We start from the raw sequence: 20948 nt of genomic DNA on the forward strand, positions 1-20948 counted from the left end.
GATTAGAAGGAGCGAGTTTATGTCCACACTGGAAATCAAAAATCTACACGTAGAAATTGAAGATAAAAAAATATTAAAAGGTGTTAATTTAACAATTAACACTAATGAAGTGCATGCTATTATGGGACCAAACGGAACAGGTAAGTCTACTCTTTCACAAGCTATCATGGGGCACCCTGACTATACAGTTACACAAGGTCAGGTTCTACTTGATGGTGTTGACCTCTTAGAAATGGAAGTCGATGAGCGTGCTAGAGCCGGTCTGTTTATGGCCGTTCAATACCCAAGTGAGATTTCAGGTGTTACTAATGCCACTCTTATGCGTGAAGCCATCAACTCACGCCGTAAAGAAGATGATCAGATGCCTATTTTTGAATTCTTAGACAAATTAGATGCAAAAATGGCGCTTTTAGATATGTCTGATGAAATGGTTGAACGTTATGTGAATGAAGGATTCTCAGGGGGCGAAAAAAAACGCAATGAAATCCTTCAAATGTTAATGATCGAACCTCGTTTTGCTCTCTTAGACGAGATTGATTCTGGCTTAGATATTGACGCTTTACAAGTTGTATCCAAAGGCATCAACTCTTTACGTGGTGAAGATTTTGGCGCTTTAATTATTACCCACTATCAACGCCTTTTGAACTATGTTGAGCCAGATTTTGTTCATATTATGATGGATGGACGCATCGTGAAATCAGGTGGATCTGAGTTAGCCCTAGAATTAGAAGCCAAAGGGTATAAAGAGATAGCTCTCGAAAACGGCATTGAATTAAATGAAGAGTAGGTGAAAAGATGACTCAACAATTATTCGCACCAACTGTCAACTGGCTTAAGGATATCTTTGACCAAAGTCAACAAGCATTCGAGAATACAAGACTTCCCACCATCGAACGATCGAAGATCGAAACCTGGCCTTTATTTGTTGAAGCTCAAAGTAGGCCTTCAGCAGCTGAAAGAAAATTAGCTACTCATCCGGACCTTATCATTGCTGATTGGCAAAGCGCTCAAACTGATCACGAAGAACTTTTAAAAAAGTATTTATTCCAAGCAGTTCCTGCTAATCAAGATAAAGTTTCTGCTTTCCAATTAGCTCATTTAAATCACGGCACCTTGATTTATGTTCCTGATAACTATCAAGGCAATGAAACCTTTGAATGGGAGCAAAATTTCGATGATGGAGCCCATCAATATCTACTACTTGCCGTTGGCAAAAACAGTCAGTTTACTTTTTTTGAAAAACTAAAACAAAATCAAGTGGCTAACCATAGTCAAAGCTACACAGTAGAAATCATCCTCGAAGATGGAGCAAACTTGCATTATATGGCTATTGATCAAACGAAAACCGACCAAGCTAGCTATATTCGTCGCCATGCTTTGGCTAAGAACGACGCTCATATTCAATGGTCAATTGGTTCATTTAATGATGGAGCAACGATTGTCGATTTAGCTTCTAATTTAAAAGGTAAAGGTTCACACGCTCATTTATCAGAAGTGGCTATTTCTAATCAAAACTTTAAACAAATTTTAGACACCAAAATCAGTAATTATGGCAACCATTCCATTGGACACATTAACCAAAGAGGTGTTGCCTTAGACCAAGCAGTCCTGACAATGAATGGTATTGGCAAAATTTTCAAAAATGCTAAAAACGCGGATGCTCAACAAGAAAACCGTTTACTCATGCTCTCTGATCAAGCCCGTGGTGATGCTAACCCCATTCTTTTAATTGATGAATTTGAAGTGACTGCAGGACACGCTGCCTCCGTATCCAAGGTAGATGACAGTCAATTATGGTATTTAATGACTCGTGGAGTAAATCGCACTAAAGCAGAATATCTAGTCATCCGTGGCTTCTTAATGCAAACTTTAAATCAAATTAAAGATCCTGAGAGAAGACAAATGATGATTGATGCTTTAGACCAAAAATTAGAAAGCATAAATTCAGGTGATAGCCTTGACTAGACAAAATCTTTTAAAAGTTCGTCAAGAATTTCCTATACTCGATCAAATCGTTAATGATGAGCCACTTATTTACTTTGATAATGCGGCGACTTCCCAGACCCCTCAATCAGTGGTCGAGGCAATTGTTGCCTATTATCAACAGGATAATGCCAATGTTCACCGTGGCGTACATACCCTAAGTGAGCGCGCTACCCAAGCCTTTGAAAAAGGTCGTGAAAAAATTGCGGCTTTTGTCGGGGCAGAAGCCAGTGCCTGCATCTCATTTAGCTCAGGGACAACCGATAGCATCAACAAAATTGCTCGTGGACTCATCGAACCACGCCTTCAAGATAGAGATATCATACTCACAACGCGCTTAGAGCACCATTCCAACCTAGTGCCTTGGCAAGAAGTATGTAAACGCACCGAAGCTAAGCTCAAATTTATGGACCTAACTGCTGATTATCAAGTGGATGTAGAAGCTTTATCACGTAAGTATAAAGATCAGCCAGTCAAAGCAATTGTTATTCAACACTTTTCAAATGTGTTAGGTGTACAGCAACCCATTCAAGCTCTCAGTCAATGGGCCCACCAACAAGGTGCCCTTTTGATTGTTGATGGCGCTCAAGCCAGTCCACATATTCGTTTACATTTGAAGGAATGGGAAGTTGATGCCTATGCATTCTCAAGCCATAAAATGTATGGTCCGATGGGATTGGGGATCACCTATTTAGCTAAAGAACATCATGAAAGCTGCTTACCGGTTAGCTTCGGTGGTGAGATGATTCACCTAGTAGAGGATACTCAATCCAACTACAAACAAGCTCCATGGAAGTTTGAAGCCGGCACCCAGGCAATCGCTCAAGTGGTTGGGTTGACTCAAGCAATTCAGTGGATTGAAGCTATTGGTTTTGATCAAATTCAAGCCCAAGAGAAATTATTAGGCGATAGACTTTATCAAGGAATGAAAGAGTTAGAGGACGTCGTTCTTTATACTCCTGAATCGGCTAAAAGTCATGGTATTCTTTCTTTTAATATTCAGGGAGTCCATCCGCATGATGCTGCAACAGGTTATGATCAATTAGGGATCGCAGTCCGAGCAGGACACCACTGTGCTCAACCCTTGATGCGTCTGCTAGAAACCCCAGCGACTTTAAGAGCCAGCCTGATGGTTTATAATACCCTTGAAGAAGTCGACCGTTTTATAGAAGCTACCAAAGAAATAAAGGAGTTTTTCACTTATGGCACTTAGTCGATTAGACCAACTCTATCGTACGATTGTACTTGACCATTCTTCAAACCCTCATCATCGAGGGCATTTAGAAAAACCTACCCATCAAATGCAATTACTCAACCCAACTTGTGGTGATGCCATTACTGTGGATATGATCGTTAAAGATAATCAGATTGAACAAATTGCTTTTAATGGTGAAGGTTGCACCATTTCTATTTCCTCAGCCAGTATGATGACCGATTTAATGATTGGTAAAACGGTTGATGAAGCCATCCAATTAGTGCATGACTTCAATCAATTAGTAGGTGGAACAATCGGTGATGATGAAGAAGAAAAAGATGAAGCTGAATTACGCAAACAATTAAAAGATGCAGCTATTTTGGCTGGCGTCAAAAATTTTCCAGCCCGTTATAAATGTGCCATTCTTTCTTGGCGAGCCGTCGAGTACGGACTCGATCAAAACCGCAATGAACAATTGCTCCATCAAGATGGCATTGAAAGAAAGGAAGATGAATAATGTCAGAAGTTCCTGTATTAGGTGAATACGAATACGGTTTTAAAGACGATGCTAAAATCCTCTTTTCGACTGGAAAAGGACTTAATGAGCAAGTCATCCGTACGATTTCAAAAGAAAAAGATGAACCCGAGTGGATGCTTGACTTCCGGTTAAAAGCTTATGAAACTTTCCGCAATAAAAAAGCCTCTACCTGGGGCGTTGATTTATCTGATTTAAATTTCGACGATTATATCTACTATCTAAAAGCAACCGACCAACCTGTTCGTACATGGGATGAGGTGCCAGACAAAATTAAAGAAACATTTGAACGTCTAGGTGTGCCAGAAGCCGAACGGGCTTTCTTAGCTGGAACCAGTGTTCAGTATGAATCAGAAACCGTATATTCGCGAATGAAAGACGAAGTGGATAAATTAGGCATAATCTTTACCGATACCGACTCTGCTTTAAAAGACCATCCCGAACTTTTTAGAGAACATTTTGCCTCAGTCATTCATCCCAATGAAAACTTTCAAACAGCCTTGAACTCAGCTTGTTGGAGTGGTGGATCTTTTATCTATATTCCTAAAGGGGTTAAAGTTGATATGCCACTTCAAGCCTATTTCCGTTTAAACAATTCGAGTGTGGCACAATTTGAACGCACCTTAATTATTGTGGATGAAGGGGCGAGCGTGCATTATGTGGAAGGTTGTACTGCTCCAACTTATTCCGCCACTTCCATGCATACTGGGGTGGTGGAAATCGTTGTTAAGAAAAATGCAACATGTCGCTACACAACCATTCAAAACTGGTCCAATAATGTCTACAACCTAGTAACACAGCGTGGAATAGTTGCTGAGGGTGGTACCTTGGAATGGGTAGATGGTAACTTAGGCTCTTATAAAACGATGAAGTACCCTTCCTGTCGCTTAAATGGCGAGGGAGCTAGAGGAACTGTCTTATCCATTGCCTTTGCCGGCGAGGGACAACATCAACATTCTGGAGCTAAAATCTATCACAATGCTCCAAACACTTCCTCAACCATTGTTTCCAAATCGATTGCTAAAGATGGGGGAAATGTCGATTATATGGGGCAGTTGTACTTTGGCCCTGAAGCAGATGGGGCTAAATCCCACGTAGAGTGTGACACCATTATCATGGATGAAAAATCAAAATCAGATACCATCCCTTTCAATGAAGTCCATAATTCTAATGTCTCATTAGAACATGAAGCGAAAGTGTCGCGTATTTCTGAAGAACAGCTCTTTTACTTAATGAGTCGTGGTATTAGCGAAGAAAAAGCGACTGAAATGATCATCATGGGCTTTGTCGAACCTTTTGCCAAGGAATTGCCATTGGAATATGCTGTCGAGTTGAACCGTCTGATTGCTTATGAGATGGAAGGTAGCGTGGGTTAAATCTCTATTAAATGATTTAAATTGTTATTTATTTTAAAATAAGTGTTGACAAGTCATCCAATAAGGAACATACTGTGTCTTGTAGTAAAGAAATAAGTTAATTAAGTCATTTTCATTCAACCATGTAAAATCTTCTTTTAAATTATTTAGTTATTGCAATACAAAGTGCTTAAGACGCACACAGGAGGATTTACATTATGAACACAGGTACAGTAAAATGGTTTAATGCAGACAAAGGTTTTGGATTTATCGAAGGTCAGGATGGAAATGACGTATTCGCACATTTCTCTAACATCCAAGGTGACGGCTTTAAATCCTTAGACGAAGGTCAAACAGTAACATATGACATAGAAGCTGGCCCACGTGGCAACCAAGCTACTAATATTGTTAAACTATAATTAACCTTATCAAAGGCATCCTTTAGTGGATGTCCCAGATTGAAGACAAACCCTGCTTGAGTTAATCTCAAATAAGGGTTTGTCTTTGTTTGGCTCTATGTCAAATAGGGTTGATGGAAGAAAAATTCTTCCTTCAACCCTATTTATTATAGAACCATTATTATACATAAAAAAGCCCTCTAAACCACTAAGAAATAGTGATTTAGAGGGCTTTGTCTACAGTCTGATTCCTTCTGTTTACCCAGAAGGAATTTTTTGCTAGAACTTAAATTAATTCTAAAGCTCTCTCAACATAGTTGGTTATAATGCGATCCACACCTGCATCAATCATCATCTGGATATGATCAGCTTCATTGACTGTGTAAGTGTTAATTTCGACTCCCTGACGATGACATTCTTCAATATCTTCTAAGTCTAAAGTCACAAAAGCAGGATGATAATGACCGACACCATGTTCCTTACAATATTTACCAGGGTTTAATTGACCCGACGCCGTTAAAAAGCCGTATTCAATTTTACTATCCCCTGCTAGGCGCATAAAATCACGCACACTGTGGTGATTAAAAGATGAAATCAAAACACGATCTTCTAATTTAAATTCCCTGATTAATTCTAAAACTTTAGCATTAAGACCCTCATAGCGAAAAATGTTAGTTTTCAACTCGATATTAACTTTAATATCTAGAGGCTGCATCCATTCAAAAAATTCGCGCAAAGTCGGAATTTGAATGTCTCTTGCGGACTTAACTTGTGTTTCTTTGAAGTTAGCATAATAGTTATACTGACGTAATTCAATTAAGGTCATATCTTTTACATAGCCACTACCTGTTGAAGTGCGATCAATCGCTTCATCATGAATGATGACTACCTCTTGGTCTTTGGTTAAATGGACATCTAACTCAATGCCTTCAATCGGAAATTTTGTCGCTTCTTTGAAAGCTAACATGGTGTTTTCAGGATATATTCCAGAATAACCGCGATGTGCAATAATTTTTACCATTATTTATCAAAATCCTCTCCCACTATTCGATTGAGTATCGATGCTTCTGTTTTCTGATCAAACAACATGATTTTATTCAAGTCCAACTGAACTTGAACTTCTTCGCCAATTTTAACAGGACGTGCCGGTGAAAAACGAGCCACCAACTCCCGACTAGAAGTAGGATGATCAAAATAAACAAAAGTGTCAGAGCCTACTTGCTCAACATTTTTAGCGATAACATTCAAACCTGAGGTGTTTAAACCCTCGGCCTTATGGTGCATGTCCTCCGGGCGAATGCCAATATAAACTTCCTGGTCTTCTACTTCAACAAGCAACTGATCTTTAACTTCTTCAGCGAGCTCAAACGATTGATCAGCAATTTTAAGGTTTACTTTCCCATCTTTAATGACTAATCTACCATTGAACATATTAATCATGGGTGACCCAATAAATTCAGCAACAAACTTATTACATGGATTATAATACAAATTGGCCGGTGTGTCATATTGTTCGATACTTCCAGCATTCATCACAGCTATTCGCGTTCCCATTGTCATGGCTTCTGTTTGGTCATGGGTAACATAAACAAAGGTCGTTCCTAATTCACGATGCAACTGGGTAATTTCAGACCGCATCGATACCCGTAATTTAGCGTCTAAGTTGGATAGAGGCTCATCTAATAGAAAAACCTTAGGATTTCGCACCATAGCTCGACCTAAAGCCACTCTTTGACGTTGTCCCCCTGATAAAGCGCCTGGTTTCTTGTCAAGTAGTTCCGTTAACTGAAGCGCTTTAGCAACTTGCTCTACGCGTAATTGACGATCCTTTTTACTGATTCCATTCATCTTCATTGAAAATCCCATATTATCACGAACATTCATATGTGGATAAAGCGCGTAAGATTGGAAAACCATGGCAATGTCACGATCTTTTGGCTGTAAGTTATTAACCCTTAAATCACCAATCCAGAGTTCTCCTTCTGAAATACTCTCTAAACCAGCAATCATACGTAAAGTTGTTGACTTGCCACAGCCAGAAGGACCTACTAATACGATGAACTCTTTATCTTCAATTTCCAAATCAATATTTTTGACTGCTTTAAAGCCATCATCATAGATTTTAGCAACTTTTCTTAAACTTAATTTCGCCATAAATATTCTCTCCTTATCCTTTCACTGCTCCGGCCGTAAGTCCCTTTACCATATTCCTTGATCCAACAATAAAAATAAGCAGACTTGGAACCATACAGATCATAACCCCTGCAACCATTAAAACCAGTGACTGTGAATCCACCGAATTCAGCATGCTAATACCTATCTGAACGGTACGATTCTGATCATTATTTGTCACTAGTAAAGGCCACATATACATATTCCATCCCGATAAGAATGATTGAACAGACATAGCTCCTAAGGTTGGTTTAATCAAAGGCATCAAAATGGTTAAAACAAATCTGAAATCTGTACAACCATCTACCTTAGCAGCTTCATACACTTCATAAGGAAAGCTCTGCAAGGCTTGAACGCATAAGAAGATATTAAAGGCTGAAATAATAAAGGGTATGATTAACACGTAGAGGGAATCATTCCAACCCCAAGATGAAATCATTAAGAATTGCGAAATAATAACGGCTTCGCCTGGAATCATCATTGTCGATAGGATCAATGCATATAACAGCCCTTTACCTTTGAAGTTCAAAAAGCGAAAGGCGAAAGCAGCTAAGACAGAAGTTATTAACTGACTAAGAGTGATGGCTACTGCAACAATCATTGAATTTCTTATATAAATTCCTATCGGTGCTATTTTAAAAACATCAAGAAAGTTAGTTAATGTAGGATTTTTAGGAAACCAAACACTTTCTGGATCGTATAACTCTCCAGAAGGTTTAACGGACATCATTAGCCCGTACAATAAAGGCGAAAGAACAATCAGTAACATAACTATATTTAAAAGCAATCGTACAATACTCCATACAGTGATTGATTCGCGTCTTTTTTTAATTTTATTGTCCTTATTTTCTTTAATAAGTTCTGCCATTATGCACTCTCCTTTCCACGGATTTTAAACATGATAATGGTCAAGATCATAACGATTAAAAATAAAACAACTGACTCGGCTGAAGCATAGCCATAGCGATAATTCATAAAGGCATTTCGATAAATATCATAAACAATCACATTCGTTGCTTGACCTGGACCACCCTTGGTTAAAATATTTATCTGTCCAAACCCTTGGAAAGCGTTAATAACGTTGGTTACAACCACGAAAAAAAGGGTTGGCTTCAATGATGGAATGGTTATATAAATAAATTTCTTAATCCCGTTTGCCCCATCAATCGAAGCTGATTCATAAAGAGAATCGTCAATGCTGGCTAAGCCAGATGAGAAATACAAAAAATTCATCCCTGAATTCAACCAGCCGGTCAAAATACCCACAACTAATAAGGCACTGCTTGGTTGAGAGAGATAATTAATATAAGTTCCCAAAATCCGGTTCACAATCCCAACCGTTGGATTTAACATCACTTGAAAAATCATGGCCATTCCAGCAGACGCAATTGCCATTGGCATAGCGTATGAAGTTGAAAAAATTTTAATTCCTGGGAATGTTTTTTGACATAAAAGTGCTGTAATAAAGCCTAATACAACGCCTACAAAAACAACTATAACAACAAATTTAAAAGATACTAAAACACTGTTCCAAAAGCTTTCACTTGCAAAAAGTTCTGTATAATTCCCCAAACCAAGATATTCTGCATTTTGTCCTAAATTATTGGTCAAAAATAAACTCCGATAAATGGTCTGAAAAAATGGCCAGAACATAAATACAGATAAGATTGTCATCGCTGGGAGTAAATAGCCATATCCTTTTACTTTTTCCCAAGTACTTCTCTTTGGCTCGATGATTACAATTTCTTCCATCTTTCCACCTCTTCCCATCAAAAACCTTCCACATAAAAAATCGAGAGAACACCAATAATGAAGCTCCCTCGATTATCTATACATTTAATTCATTAAATTATTGGTTGGCTTGATTGTAGTTTTCAATCGCTTTATTGATTTGATCTGCCATAGCTTGTGCAGCTGATTTAGGATCTGTTTCACCATTAATAACTTTTTCAAGTTCATTTTCAAAAACTTGACGTGCTTCTTGAGCAACACCTGCTAAAGCCCCTTGATCATCTGCGGTCGAATCATGCAGCTGATCAATCGCTGTTTGGAATTGCGGGAATGCTTCTAAATTGTCTTTAAAGTTTTGCTCCTCGTGGGCCGCTAGGTTAACTGGGAAATATCCTGTATCAACATTCCATTGTGCTTGTGAGGCAGGAGATACTAAGAATTGAATAAAGTCCCAAGCTGCATCTTTTTTAGCCTCATCATCTGATTCAATCATCCAAAGAGAAGCGCCTCCAATGGATACGCCACCCTTATCTTCTGAGTCGATACCAGGATAATAAGCCGTACCAATTTCAAAACGCCCATCTACTTCAGTTAACAATTGACGTAAACTTGCAGTGGAACCAAAAGTAATAGCTGATTGCCCTGCAATAAATTCTGGATGTCCACCCTCACGACCTACGTTAGGCATAACACCCGCATCCACACCTTTTTTCCACATGGTTAAAATCTTTTCCATACCTCCATTTTCAATAAAGGCCACTGATTCAGGTGCTCCATCGCGTCCGTTAGCATAGTCAAAGATTTCTTTTTCCATTTTGTTAAACCATTGATCAATCCACCAACCATAGATTCCGATAGATGCTGGCATAGCGGCACCAGCTTCTTGTAATTTGGGTCCAATTTCAATTAAGTCTTCTAAGGTTGTTGGAACTTCTACGCCAGCTTTATCAAAAATATCTTTATTATAGTACATTAAAGGGGTCGAATTATTAAAAGGCATCGAGTGTAATCGATCCTCAATAGTGAAATAAGCCAATAAATTAGGCTCCAATAAATCTAAATCAAAATCTGTCTTATCTACATAATCTTGAATTGGAACCGTTAAACCTGAATCAATCATAAAGGTTGTTCCAACTTCAAATACTTGAACCACATCTGCACCCACTTCTGATCCTGAAGCAGAAGAACGTAATTTGGTTAATGTTTCGTCATAAGACCCTTGATACTGTGCATCAACTTCCACCGCATCTTGAGATTCATTATATTGATCTACTAGTTTTTGTAAAGCTTCTCCAACAGAGCCACCCATTCCATGCCAGAATGATAATTTAACTGGCTCTGCAGCTTGAACAGTTTGACTTAAAGGTAATACACTCGCTACTGACATTGAAGCTGATAGTAATCCCACCATCAATTTCTTAATTACTTTTTTCATGGTGCTTCCTCCTTTGTTATCGATCCTTTTAAAGTGACCGTTGACAAAAATATAGCATGCTAGTATTAACTTTAAGTAAATTCATTGTAAATATTTTGTAAATTTACATGCAATTTTTTCAGAAAATAAAAAAACACCTTTATAAGGTGGAAAATTACATTAAATCAAAAACGATTTTCAAGGCGCCTATAATACTAAATATACTAAAGGTAATTTCCCCCCATGCACCCTTGTAGGTATGTCGCTTAGTTTCTTATGCAAAATACCCCTACAAACATTCGATATATCTTTATATTGATTAGCAAATTAATAAGTATTAATTTATGTATACTTAATATCATCAACCTTTTCAACAAGTTTAAACTATATAATAATCTATTTTTTAATCAACATTAACTATATTATTAGCTTGTCTCTTAAAAGTAAAAAAACACTCACCATGGTATGTAATCTCAATTATATAATCTTCTAGGAGTACTCTCTTTTAGATATAGATCCCCTCAGAAGCTTATAAAATAGACGATCAAGACAAAAAGTCGCATGAGTCACTTTCACACATTTACAACAATGTGACAGCGCTTAGATTATGTGTTGTTATGATAGCTTTTGATGACCTCATAAAAATATTCAAGAATATAAGAAGTTATCTTTTTGCTACCCTTTAAGTTTAAAAAATACTGTAAAAGCCTATCTAATAAGGAAATTAGACAAAATAAAATAGGCACATGACTTCATCACTTATAGCTGCTACCTTCCGGTCCTGACTCGGTTCGTGAATCCATCATTGCCTTTTTATAGTATAGCATGAATGGCTCCTTTTGTAAAATTCATGTTTTAGAGCTAAGGTTCATCTCTTGCCTGTGTATAAAGTTGTGCATAAGTCGTCTTTTGCACAACTTTTCTGTGGATATCCTCCTATTTCGCCTTGTCTTTCTTCTTTGCTTTTTTCTTCTGTCGCAGTTGTCTAAAGAAATTAGACATCATCTGGCTACATTCTTCTTTTAAAACCCCCTCAATAACTTCCACTTGATGATTAAAGCGTTCCTCTTGTAATAAATTCATTAAGCTGCCACTGCAACCCCCTTTAGGATCTCTGGTAGCAAAAATTACTTGTTCAAGTCTCGCTAACACAGATGCTCCAGCACACATTGGACAAGGTTCTAAAGTTACATACAATTTAGCCCCTTGAAGCCGCCATGCTTGTAGCCTTTCATTAGCTTGATTTATCGCTAATATTTCAGCGTGACCTGTAGCTTGGTGCTGACTTTCTCTAACATTAAAGCCTCTTCCAATTATTTCATCATTGTATACAACGACAGCTCCAATCGGCACCTCACCAATTGCTTCAGCTTTTTTTGCTTCCTTAATTGCTTCAAGCATCCATTTTTTATGCTGGACCTGTTGATTTGAATCCAACTCTTTAAATAATAAATTCTCCATTCACTGACTCCTATTTAAATAAAAGTATTTCAAATTAAAAAGCAACCTCCATCTATAGGTTGCTTTTAACTATATATCTGTAATTATTAAAACAGATTATGCATTTTTTCACCAGCATCATCAGCTAGTTCTTTAGCACGGTTAATAATCTGAATAAAACCTTCACTCATTTGAGACTGAGTGGCCTTAGTCTTATTAGCAATACCTACTAAAGTATTTACTTCTTCATCAGAAAGGTCATTTACGATATTCACTAAATGATCGGAGCCTTTTAATTGATGCTTAACATAAGCTTTGACTTTCTCACGGTTAATCATGCCTCTTACACGTTCATTAGCATCATCATCTAAATATGCATAAAGAATAACGCCTGTAACGGCTGCAACAATTGCTGTACCAGCGATGATATTGGTCAATCTGTTCTTTTTATTCAACATAATATATTCCACCTCTTTATTAATTTCTTTTTACTTCATATAAACCTTATCACTAAACGTACAAAATAGATAGTAAAATGCTTTCAGCTTTTGATAGACTATCAATTATTATAATCAAAAAATAGTAGCTGAATAAGCTAGGCTTACTCGGCTACTATTCTAGATAAGATCATCGATTTTTCCAGCTATTTTGATCGGTTGTTAATCCGAATGGATCCTGAGCGACCACCAATTGTTATTTTATCTCCTAAAGCAATATCTCCATTCAAGAGCATCTCACTTAATTCATCTTCAATTTGTTTTTGAATAGCTCGGCGGATTGGACGCGCTCCATATTCTGGATCAAATCCTGCTTCCGCTATAATATCGATTGCTGTATCAGTTATACGCGCATTAATTTCTAATTCATCTAATCGTTTAACAATCTCATTGGTTTGAAGTTTAACAATTTCTTTAATATGTTCTTTATCCAATGAGTGAAAGACAATCGTTTCGTCGATACGGTTTAAAAATTCTGGACGGAAAGCACGTTTTAACTCTTCTAAGATACGCTTTTCCATCGCTTTAAAGTCATCAGCAAAGCTAACCGCGCTGAAGCCAACTGACTTCTCGTCGCGAAGAGCAGTAGCACCGATATTAGATGTCATGATAATAATTGTATTTCTAAAGTCGACCCGACGACCCTTACCATCTGTTAAATGACCGTCATCAAAAACCTGTAATAAGATATTAAAGACATCTGGATGCGCCTTCTCAATTTCATCTAGTAGAATCACTGAATATGGTTTTTGGCGAACTTTTTCAGTTAATTGTCCAGACTCGTCATAACCGACATATCCTGGAGGAGAACCGACTAAACGAGAAACGGCGTGTTTTTCCATATACTCAGACATATCAACACGAATCATATTATCTTGTGAACCAAACATGGAGTTAGCTAAGGTTTTGGCTAATTCTGTTTTTCCAACACCAGTCGGTCCTAAGAATAAGAAGGAGCCAATTGGTCTTTGTGGACTCTTCAAGCCTGAACGAGCACGCCGAATAGCACGCGCTACTGAAGAAACGGCTGAATCTTGTCCTATTACGCGTTCATGCAACTCAGCTTCTAAATGAACTAAACGTTTAGCTTCCGCTACATCCATTTGATAGATTGGCACACCTGTTGCCAGTGCTGTTACTTCAGCTACATGTTCAGCGGTTACTTTTGGATAACTTAATTCTTTTTGTTCATTTTTTTTCTTGGCTTTTTTGTTAGCCTTCTCAATAACTTTTTCTAAATCTTGCTCTTCTTTTCGAATATCGGCAGCTAATTCAAAATTGCGGTCGAGAATGGCTTGTTCTTTACGATTCGCTAGGTTTTTTTGTTGCAATTCTAGCTCTGCTAAATTATCAGTTTGCTTGCCTTCTTCGATTCTTACTTTAGCCGATGCTTCATCGATTAAATCAACCGCCTTATCAGGCAACTTACGCTCATTCATATAGCGTGAGGACAATTTGACTGCCGCTTCAATCGCTTCATCACTTATCTCCACATGATGATGCTGTTCATATTTAGACCTTAGTCCAGTTATAATTTGAATAGACTCAGCTTGAGAAGGCTCTTCAATCACAATTTTAGAAAAACGACGTTCTAAGGCAGAGTCTTTTTCAATATGCTTTTGATATTCATCGAAGGTTGTAGCTCCCACTGTTTGAATTTCTCCCCTTGCTAAAGCCGGTTTAAGAATGTTGGCAGCATCAATTGCTCCTTCGGCTCCTCCAGCTCCAATAAGTGTGTGGAGTTCATCTATAAAGAGAATTACTTTACCATCTTGAGATATTTCTTCGATTATCTTCTTCATTCGTTCTTCAAATTCGCCTCGATATTTAGTCCCTGCAACTAAAGCAGCTGTATCTAACATCATTAGACGTTTCTCAGCAATTTCACTTGGTACTTTCCCTGTCACCATTGCTTGAGCCAACCCTTCAGCAATCGCTGTTTTTCCAACGCCCGGTTCTCCTACAAGAACAGGGTTGTTTTTCGTTCTGCGAGAAATAATTTGAATCATACGACGAATTTCTTTTTCGCGACCGATAACCGGATCTAATTTACCTTCGCGTGCCAATTGTGTTAGATCTCTTGAAACTCCATCCAAAGTAGCAGTATTAGATTGAGTATTCGTGTTTTGTTGACGTCGCCCTCTTTTACTTTGACTATCTGAACGCTTCTGCTGATTAATTCCAATTTCCTCGAATATTCCTTTACGTAATTCTGCCAGATTAATTCCTATATTTTTCAATAATACCGTAGCGAGTATTTCTTCTTTCAGTAAGCCTAAAAGTAAATGCTCTGTCCCTACTTTTGGAGCGCCAAGACGTTTAGCATCACTAGAGGCATTCATTATTACTTTTTTGGCGCGTGGAGAATAAGGAATGACCACTTCACCACGTCTACCTGCTTTTAAGCTTTTTCCATGAATCATTTCTAATTCATCTACAAGCACAGCATATTCTGCCCCATAATCTCTTAAGACTTTACCGGCAATTCCATTTTCTTCACGAGCTAATCCTAACAAAATATGTTCCGTACCAACTGCTTGATGGTGGAAAACATAGGCATGCTCGGCTGCAAACATCATGGCCTGGCGTGCACTTTCTGTAAATAATTCTTCAAACATTTATTTCACCTCTATTTAATAATCCTCGACTGAGAGCTAACTAGTTAATTCATAGCGTAATTGATGGAGAAAAGTTTTTAACAACATGGCTCGAGCCACTTGATCTTGATTTGAAATCGCATGAAGGACAGATTTTTCAATCACTGATAAAATAAGTCTTCCTTCCCTTTGTGTGATTATTTCTCTTTCAATCAACGTTTCAATAATATTCACACCATTTCGATATGAAATTTGATTGCCAATTAATTCTAACATTGAAGCAACTTCATCTGCATCCGAGGTCAATTGAGTTTTTAAAATACGGATATAACCGCCGCCCCCTCGTTTACTTTCAACCAGATAACCATGCTCTTGAGTAAATCGTGTATTAATAACATAGTTGATCTGTGAAGGGACACAGTCAAATTGATCAGCAATATCGCTGCGCTTTATCTCTACATGTTCTGCGTTTTGCAAGAAGGATTTAAGATAAGCTTCAATTATATCGGACATATTTTTTCTGGACAAATTCAACCCTCCTTCAAGCTAATTTTGTTTAACATTGACTTTCTTTGACCATTATACACAATCTTTTTATTTTTGAAAAGCTATTTGTTTGGACTTGTCTCTTAATCACGATTAAGTAGTCATAGGTATAATTTCATTCAATGTTTGTGTTTTTAAGATTGAAATTTTGTTTTTTAGCAAGTATACTAAACTACAGAACTTAATAAACACAATATATTGGGCTTTATTTTATCTTTATATCCTATATATTGTGTTTCTTACTATGTTTGTTAGAATATTCAAAATGTATCGAAGATCTTAATAGAGAGGCTGAACTGATTATGGAAACGAATACTTTAATTCCAAAGACTGTCGAATGGAACCGTCAAGATCTTAATGAGGCTATCAAACATTTCCCTCAAGTAACTCCTGTTACATCGGAAATGAAAATCACTCACTCTGGTGTCTCACGAATGGTTATGTTAGACAGGTATTCTTTTAAAGACACCGCTAAGAAAACTCTAAAAGCTGGCGATTTAGTAGTCTTAACTGTAAAGCCTGATCCATCCTATCCTGCAAGAGGTATTGGTATTGTGCAAGAACTTGATTGGGAAAAAGGTCAAGCTCTTGTTTTATTAGAAGAAGAATACCGTGGTAATCTTGAAAACGAAAAAGAGCGCCTTAGTGGCTTAATCTTGCGAAGCATTGACAGTTTAGATAAGCCTTTAGAAATATATTATGAACAAATCGCCCACCGTAATGCAGTCGGTTTAGCTGAAATTGAAAATACAAAAGAAAAACAAGAAAGCTCTTTTGAAGCTTTTTATAATCAGCTTTCTAATTTAAACTTTGTCCCGGCTGGTCGTGTCCTATATGGAGCAGGCTCACAAACGGATGTTACTTATTTTAATTGCTACGTTATGCCGTTTGTCCCTGATTCTCGCGAGGGAATCGCTGAACACCGCAAAGAAGTAATGGAAATCATGTCGCGCGGTGGCGGTGTAGGAACTAACGGCTCCACTCTAAGACCTCGAAATACTCTGGCAAGAGGAGTAAACGGTAAGTCCTCGGGTTCTGTTTCTTGGTTAAACGATATTGCTCAATTAACTCACCTTGTTGAGCAAGGTGGCTCGCGCCGGGGTGCACAAATGATTATGTTAGCAGATTGGCATCCAGATATTATTGAATTTATCATTTCTAAAATGCAAAACCCCCGCGTTCTACGTTATTTAATTGAACAAACAGAAGATGAATTAATTCAAAAGCTAGCACAGGAAAAACTTAAATTTGTTCCACTCACTCCTAATGACCAAGTAATGCATGAAACAATTGCTTCCTATCAAAATAAAGAGGATTTTGGTGGCTTTAATGTAGATATCATTGAGCATTCTAGAGCTGTTTTACGTGATAAGGGTGCTTATGAAGTCCACAATGAAGACTTTTTAACAGGAGCAAATATCTCAGTAACTATCACTTCGGAATTTATGGAAGCGGTAGAGCAAAACCTAGATTGGGACTTACGTTTCCCTGATGTCGAACATTATAATAAAGAAGAAATGCATGCTTATAATACTCAATGGCATCAAGTAGGAGATGTACGTGATTGGGAAGAGATGGGTTATGCAGTCAGAACATACCGAAGTATTCCCGCTCGTGAACTATGGAAATTGATTAATATTTGTGCCACCTATTCAGCAGAGCCTGGTATTTTCTTTATTGATAATGCTAATAAGGATACCAATGCTAAAGCCTATGGCCAAAAAGTCGTAGCCACTAACCCTTGTGGTGAACAACCTTTAGCTCCATATTCTGTATGTAATTTAGCAGCTATAAACTTAGCAAATATGGCTAATAAAGATGAACACACGGTTAATTTTGAAAAATTGAAAGAAACGGTTCGTGTTGGTGTGCGTATGCAAGATAACGTTATCGATGCTACCCCTTATTTCTTAGCAGCCAATCGTCATCAAGCTTTAGGAGAGCGCCGAATCGGTTTAGGTGTTATGGGGCTAGCTGACTTATTGATCTATACTAATCAACGTTATGGTTCTGCTTCAGGTAATCAATTGATTGATAAAGTCTTCCAAACGATTGCGATCACTGCTTATGAAACTTCGATTGAATTAGCCAAAGAAAAGGGAAGTTTCCCATTCCTAATAGGTTCAACCGATGAAGAAACGAAACAATTGCGTCAAAACTTTATTTCAACAGGTTATATGCAGAAATTACCTAAGCACATTCATCAGGGTATTTTAGAACATGGCATTAGAAACTCTCACTTACTAACAGTCGCTCCTACTGGATCAACCGGTACGATGGTTGGAGTAGCTACGGGTCTTGAGCCTTATTTTGCCTTTAAATATTATCGCTCTGGACGTTTAGGTAAGTTTATTGAAGTAAACGCTGGAATTGTTCAAGAATATTTAGAGCGTCATCCAGAAGCAGATGCTGATCACTTACCAGAAACTTTTGTTTCAGCCATGGAATTAAAGCCAGAAGAACACGTCGATGTTCAAACAACTATCCAGCGATGGGTAGACTCATCCATCTCTAAAACAGTGAATGCCCCCAAAGGTTATACTGTTCAACAAGTCGAAGAAATATATGAACGTTTATACAGTGGGGGAGCTAAAGGCGGAACCGTTTATGTTGATGGTTCAAGAGATTCTCAAGTTCTTACTCTCAAAGCAGAGGAAAATGAAAAAGATCAAAATATTGCTCTTTTTGAGGTTGAAGATCAAGAAATACGTGTTGTCGATGAAGTTGAAGAATTGCGTCAGTTAGTTGATTTAGCTGAGAAAGATCATTATACCCAAAGCGGTCATACTGATGATGTGGTCTACGGTTCAGAAGTAGGAGATACTTGTCCAATTTGTCGTAAAGGAATCGTTGAAGATATTGGGGGTTGTAACACTTGTACAAATTGTAATGCTCAGTTACGATGTGGTCTCTAAGTATTTAAATTTGCTTGCACAAATGTAATCTCTAATTGATAAACCTTATCTTAATCTTGAGATAAGGTTTATCAATTTCTCTTTTAATCGACCCCCCAATCTTATTTTGTGAGTTTTTCACTTATCTATGTTATATTAAAGAAAAATTAAAAAGGAGCGGCTTATGAAAAATAAACTATTCAAATTTATAACGATTTCTATCGCAGTTACTGGTCTTCTCATAGGAAATCTTGCGCCGATATCAGCTCAAGAAATAGATCCCAATGTCGAACAAAAATTATCTATTATGTCGATTGGAGAACTAGCAACTCTAGACGCTATGCTTTATAATGATACCCCATCTTCAGATATGATCGGACAAATTTTTGAAGGACTTTACCGTGTTTCAACTGGTAGTGAAGTCGAATTGGGGCAAGCTGAAAATGTCGATATCTCTGAAGACGGTTTAACCTATACTTTCACCTTAAGAGATGGTTTAACTTGGTCTAATGGTGACCCTGTTACAGCTAACGATTATGTCTTTACTTATCAAAGATTAGTCGATCCGAATAACGCCAATACCTCTTCTTCTGTTGAAGTGTTTAAAAACGCTAGCAAAGTTCGTAATGGTGAAGCTGAACTTTCTGATTTAGGAGTGACTGCTCCTGATGAAAAAACTTTGGTAATTGAGTTAGAATATCCAGCTCCATATCTACCAAAATTACTCACAGGTTCTCGTTTTATGCCAGTTAACCAAAAGGTAGTTGAAGAAAAAGGTCAAGCTTATGGAACAAGCGCAGACAGTATTGCTATGAATGGTCCTTTCCTCATTGAAGGATGGGAAGGAACCAGTTTAGAATGGAAATTGATTAAAAACCCAAATTACTGGGATGCTGAAAAGGTCTTTTTAGAAGAAGTCCTAGTGTCTGTTGTTAAGGAAACAGGAACCGGAGCTGACTTATTTGACGCCGGCGAACTAGACTATACTATCTTGAATGATCAATTTGTAGGACAATACAATGGCGCTGATTTCTTCAACCAGATTCCTAAAGCAACTGTCGGACACCTACAGTTCAATGCCACCAAAGAACCAACCAATAATATTGCTTTGCGTAGGGCCATTATTCAAGCGATTGATAAAGACACTTATACCCAGTCAGTCATTCAAGATGGGTCAACTTCTTTAAACGGTTTCGTTCCTTCAGGATTTGATGTAAATGATGAAGGCGTGGATTACCGTGAAGAAGCGGGTGAAATGCTTACATTCGATATTGAGGCAGCTCAAAAAGATTGGGAAACAGCTCAAAAAGAATTAGGACAAGATAATATTGAGTTACAATTACTAATTTCTGACTCAGATTTAGCTAGTCGTACAGCTGAGTATATTCAAGCTCAATTAATGCAAAATCTTCCCGGATTAACGATTACAATTCGTTCTGTCCCTCTACAAAATCGTTTAGAATTACAAAGATCACTTGATTTCGATATCTTCTATGGAACTTGGGCTCCAGACTATCAAGATGCGATCAACTTTGTAGAACAAATGGAATCAGACGGAGGCATCAACTTTGGTCAATACTCCAATGAGAAAGTGGATCAATTAATTGATCAAGCCAGAAACGAGTTTGCCAATGACCCAGAAAAACGTCGTCAAGCTCTTATTGAAGCAGAAAAGATTGCCGTCGCTGATGAAGCTTCTCAGTCTTCATTCTATCAAGCATCTACTACCTACTTATTGGATACTAACGTAAAAGGCTTCGAAGTTTTACCATTTGGTCGAACAATCAATTTAAGAACTGCATATCGAACTGCAGAGTAAATCTATAATAAATGAAACTCTAAACTTTCTTTATTAAAATAATTAGGCTACCTAGCTGTGGAAGATCCACTACCAGGTAGCCTAATTTTCGGTATTTATCATCCGTTCAATAGATACCAACCTGCTCAACTTCCGTTAGGAATCTCTTTTTTAAGAATAGCTAATATTATCTAACATACCATGTGATTGAATCACAAGCATCTCTCTTGGCTCAAGATTTACCACAAATAATGCCTGCTTCCCTTCAATTTCAGCTTTAGGATATTCTCCTTCTTGCTAAAGTATTACGTTCAAAGTCGTCAAAGGTCACTAACTTATCCGATTGTTTAATAGCTTCTACTCAACGAATTCTAGCTATCGGATATCTGTTCT

The 20948-nt window shown here is 37.7% G+C and carries 17 protein-coding genes and 1 other RNA gene; 8 read left to right on the plus strand and 10 right to left on the minus strand.

The window, feature by feature from the left end; genetic code table 11:
• Nucleotides 1–19 precede the first annotated feature (19 nt).
• The 6 genes from sufC (at nucleotide 20) to ACQV18_RS00440 (ending at nucleotide 5487) form a co-directional block, all read left to right on the plus strand.
• Nucleotides 20–787, plus strand: coding sequence for a Fe-S cluster assembly ATPase SufC (sufC, locus tag ACQV18_RS00415; RefSeq protein ID WP_428873109.1), 768 nt, complete (start codon nucleotides 20–22; stop codon nucleotides 785–787).
• A gap of 8 nt (nucleotides 788–795) precedes the next feature.
• Nucleotides 796–1965: a SufB/SufD family protein gene (locus ACQV18_RS00420; RefSeq protein WP_428892369.1), complete on the plus strand. Its 1170-nt coding sequence runs from the start codon at nucleotides 796–798 to the stop codon at nucleotides 1963–1965.
• Nucleotides 1949–3196 (plus strand): aminotransferase class V-fold PLP-dependent enzyme, encoded by a 1248-nt coding sequence (locus ACQV18_RS00425; protein WP_428892370.1) that lies wholly within the window; start codon nucleotides 1949–1951, stop codon nucleotides 3194–3196. The genes ACQV18_RS00420 and ACQV18_RS00425 overlap by 17 nt, the downstream gene beginning before the upstream one ends.
• A complete protein-coding gene (sufU, locus tag ACQV18_RS00430; protein ID WP_428875226.1) occupies nucleotides 3186–3695 on the plus strand; it encodes a Fe-S cluster assembly sulfur transfer protein SufU in 510 nt (169 codons plus the stop codon). Before ACQV18_RS00425 ends, sufU begins: the two co-directional genes overlap by 11 nt.
• A complete protein-coding gene (gene sufB, locus ACQV18_RS00435; protein WP_428892371.1) occupies nucleotides 3695–5089 on the plus strand; it encodes a Fe-S cluster assembly protein SufB in 1395 nt (464 codons plus the stop codon). Before sufU ends, sufB begins: the two co-directional genes overlap by 1 nt.
• 197 nt (nucleotides 5090–5286) lie before the next feature.
• The gene (locus tag ACQV18_RS00440) at nucleotides 5287–5487 is read left to right on the plus strand and encodes a cold-shock protein (RefSeq protein WP_428892372.1); all 201 of its coding nucleotides are present in this window, start codon (nucleotides 5287–5289) and stop codon (nucleotides 5485–5487) included.
• Nucleotides 5488–5752: 265 nt separating this feature from the next.
• Here ACQV18_RS00440 and ACQV18_RS00445 read toward each other — a convergent pair whose 3' ends face one another.
• From ACQV18_RS00445 to ACQV18_RS00490, 10 genes are all read right to left on the minus strand, one after another.
• A complete protein-coding gene (locus ACQV18_RS00445) occupies nucleotides 5753–6487 on the minus strand; it encodes a glycerophosphodiester phosphodiesterase (protein ID WP_428892373.1) in 735 nt (244 codons plus the stop codon).
• Nucleotides 6487–7620 carry an ABC transporter ATP-binding protein gene (locus ACQV18_RS00450; RefSeq protein WP_428873102.1) on the minus strand — a complete coding sequence of 378 codons (1134 nt, stop codon included), beginning with the start codon at nucleotides 7618–7620 and terminating at the stop codon, nucleotides 6487–6489. The genes ACQV18_RS00445 and ACQV18_RS00450 overlap by 1 nt, the downstream gene beginning before the upstream one ends.
• Before the next feature lie 13 nt (nucleotides 7621–7633).
• Nucleotides 7634–8506, minus strand: a complete 873-nt coding sequence (locus ACQV18_RS00455; protein ID WP_428873101.1) for a carbohydrate ABC transporter permease — start codon at nucleotides 8504–8506, stop codon at nucleotides 7634–7636.
• Nucleotides 8506–9390, minus strand: coding sequence for a carbohydrate ABC transporter permease (locus ACQV18_RS00460; RefSeq protein WP_428892374.1), 885 nt, complete (start codon nucleotides 9388–9390; stop codon nucleotides 8506–8508). The genes ACQV18_RS00455 and ACQV18_RS00460 overlap by 1 nt, the downstream gene beginning before the upstream one ends.
• A gap of 97 nt (nucleotides 9391–9487) precedes the next feature.
• Nucleotides 9488–10804 carry an ABC transporter substrate-binding protein gene (locus tag ACQV18_RS00465; protein ID WP_428873099.1) on the minus strand — a complete coding sequence of 439 codons (1317 nt, stop codon included), beginning with the start codon at nucleotides 10802–10804 and terminating at the stop codon, nucleotides 9488–9490.
• A gap of 707 nt (nucleotides 10805–11511) precedes the next feature.
• Nucleotides 11512–11602: signal recognition particle sRNA small type (ffs, locus tag ACQV18_RS00470), an RNA gene on the minus strand.
• A 117-nt stretch (nucleotides 11603–11719) separates the two neighbouring features.
• Nucleotides 11720–12244 (minus strand): tRNA adenosine(34) deaminase TadA, encoded by a 525-nt coding sequence (tadA, locus tag ACQV18_RS00475; protein WP_428873098.1) that lies wholly within the window; start codon nucleotides 12242–12244, stop codon nucleotides 11720–11722.
• A gap of 86 nt (nucleotides 12245–12330) precedes the next feature.
• Nucleotides 12331–12681, minus strand: coding sequence for a hypothetical protein (locus tag ACQV18_RS00480; RefSeq protein WP_258437020.1), 351 nt, complete (start codon nucleotides 12679–12681; stop codon nucleotides 12331–12333).
• A gap of 185 nt (nucleotides 12682–12866) precedes the next feature.
• Complete coding sequence (locus ACQV18_RS00485; protein WP_428873097.1) at nucleotides 12867–15338, minus strand: ATP-dependent Clp protease ATP-binding subunit; 2472 nt, start codon at nucleotides 15336–15338, stop codon at nucleotides 12867–12869.
• A gap of 36 nt (nucleotides 15339–15374) precedes the next feature.
• Nucleotides 15375–15845: a CtsR family transcriptional regulator gene (locus ACQV18_RS00490; protein WP_428873096.1), complete on the minus strand. Its 471-nt coding sequence runs from the start codon at nucleotides 15843–15845 to the stop codon at nucleotides 15375–15377.
• A gap of 320 nt (nucleotides 15846–16165) precedes the next feature.
• Between ACQV18_RS00490 and ACQV18_RS00495 the strand changes: the two genes are divergently transcribed.
• Nucleotides 16166–18778, plus strand: a complete 2613-nt coding sequence (locus ACQV18_RS00495; protein ID WP_428892375.1) for a vitamin B12-dependent ribonucleotide reductase — start codon at nucleotides 16166–16168, stop codon at nucleotides 18776–18778.
• Nucleotides 18779–18941: 163 nt separating this feature from the next.
• On the plus strand, nucleotides 18942–20576 hold the full coding sequence (locus ACQV18_RS00500) for a peptide ABC transporter substrate-binding protein (protein WP_428876237.1): 1635 nt from the start codon (nucleotides 18942–18944) through the stop codon (nucleotides 20574–20576).
• Nucleotides 20577–20948 lie beyond the last annotated feature (372 nt).

The organism is Facklamia sp. P9177 (genome assembly GCF_050409585.1).
In the GTDB taxonomy this organism is placed as follows: Bacteria; Bacillota; Bacilli; order Lactobacillales; family Aerococcaceae; genus Facklamia.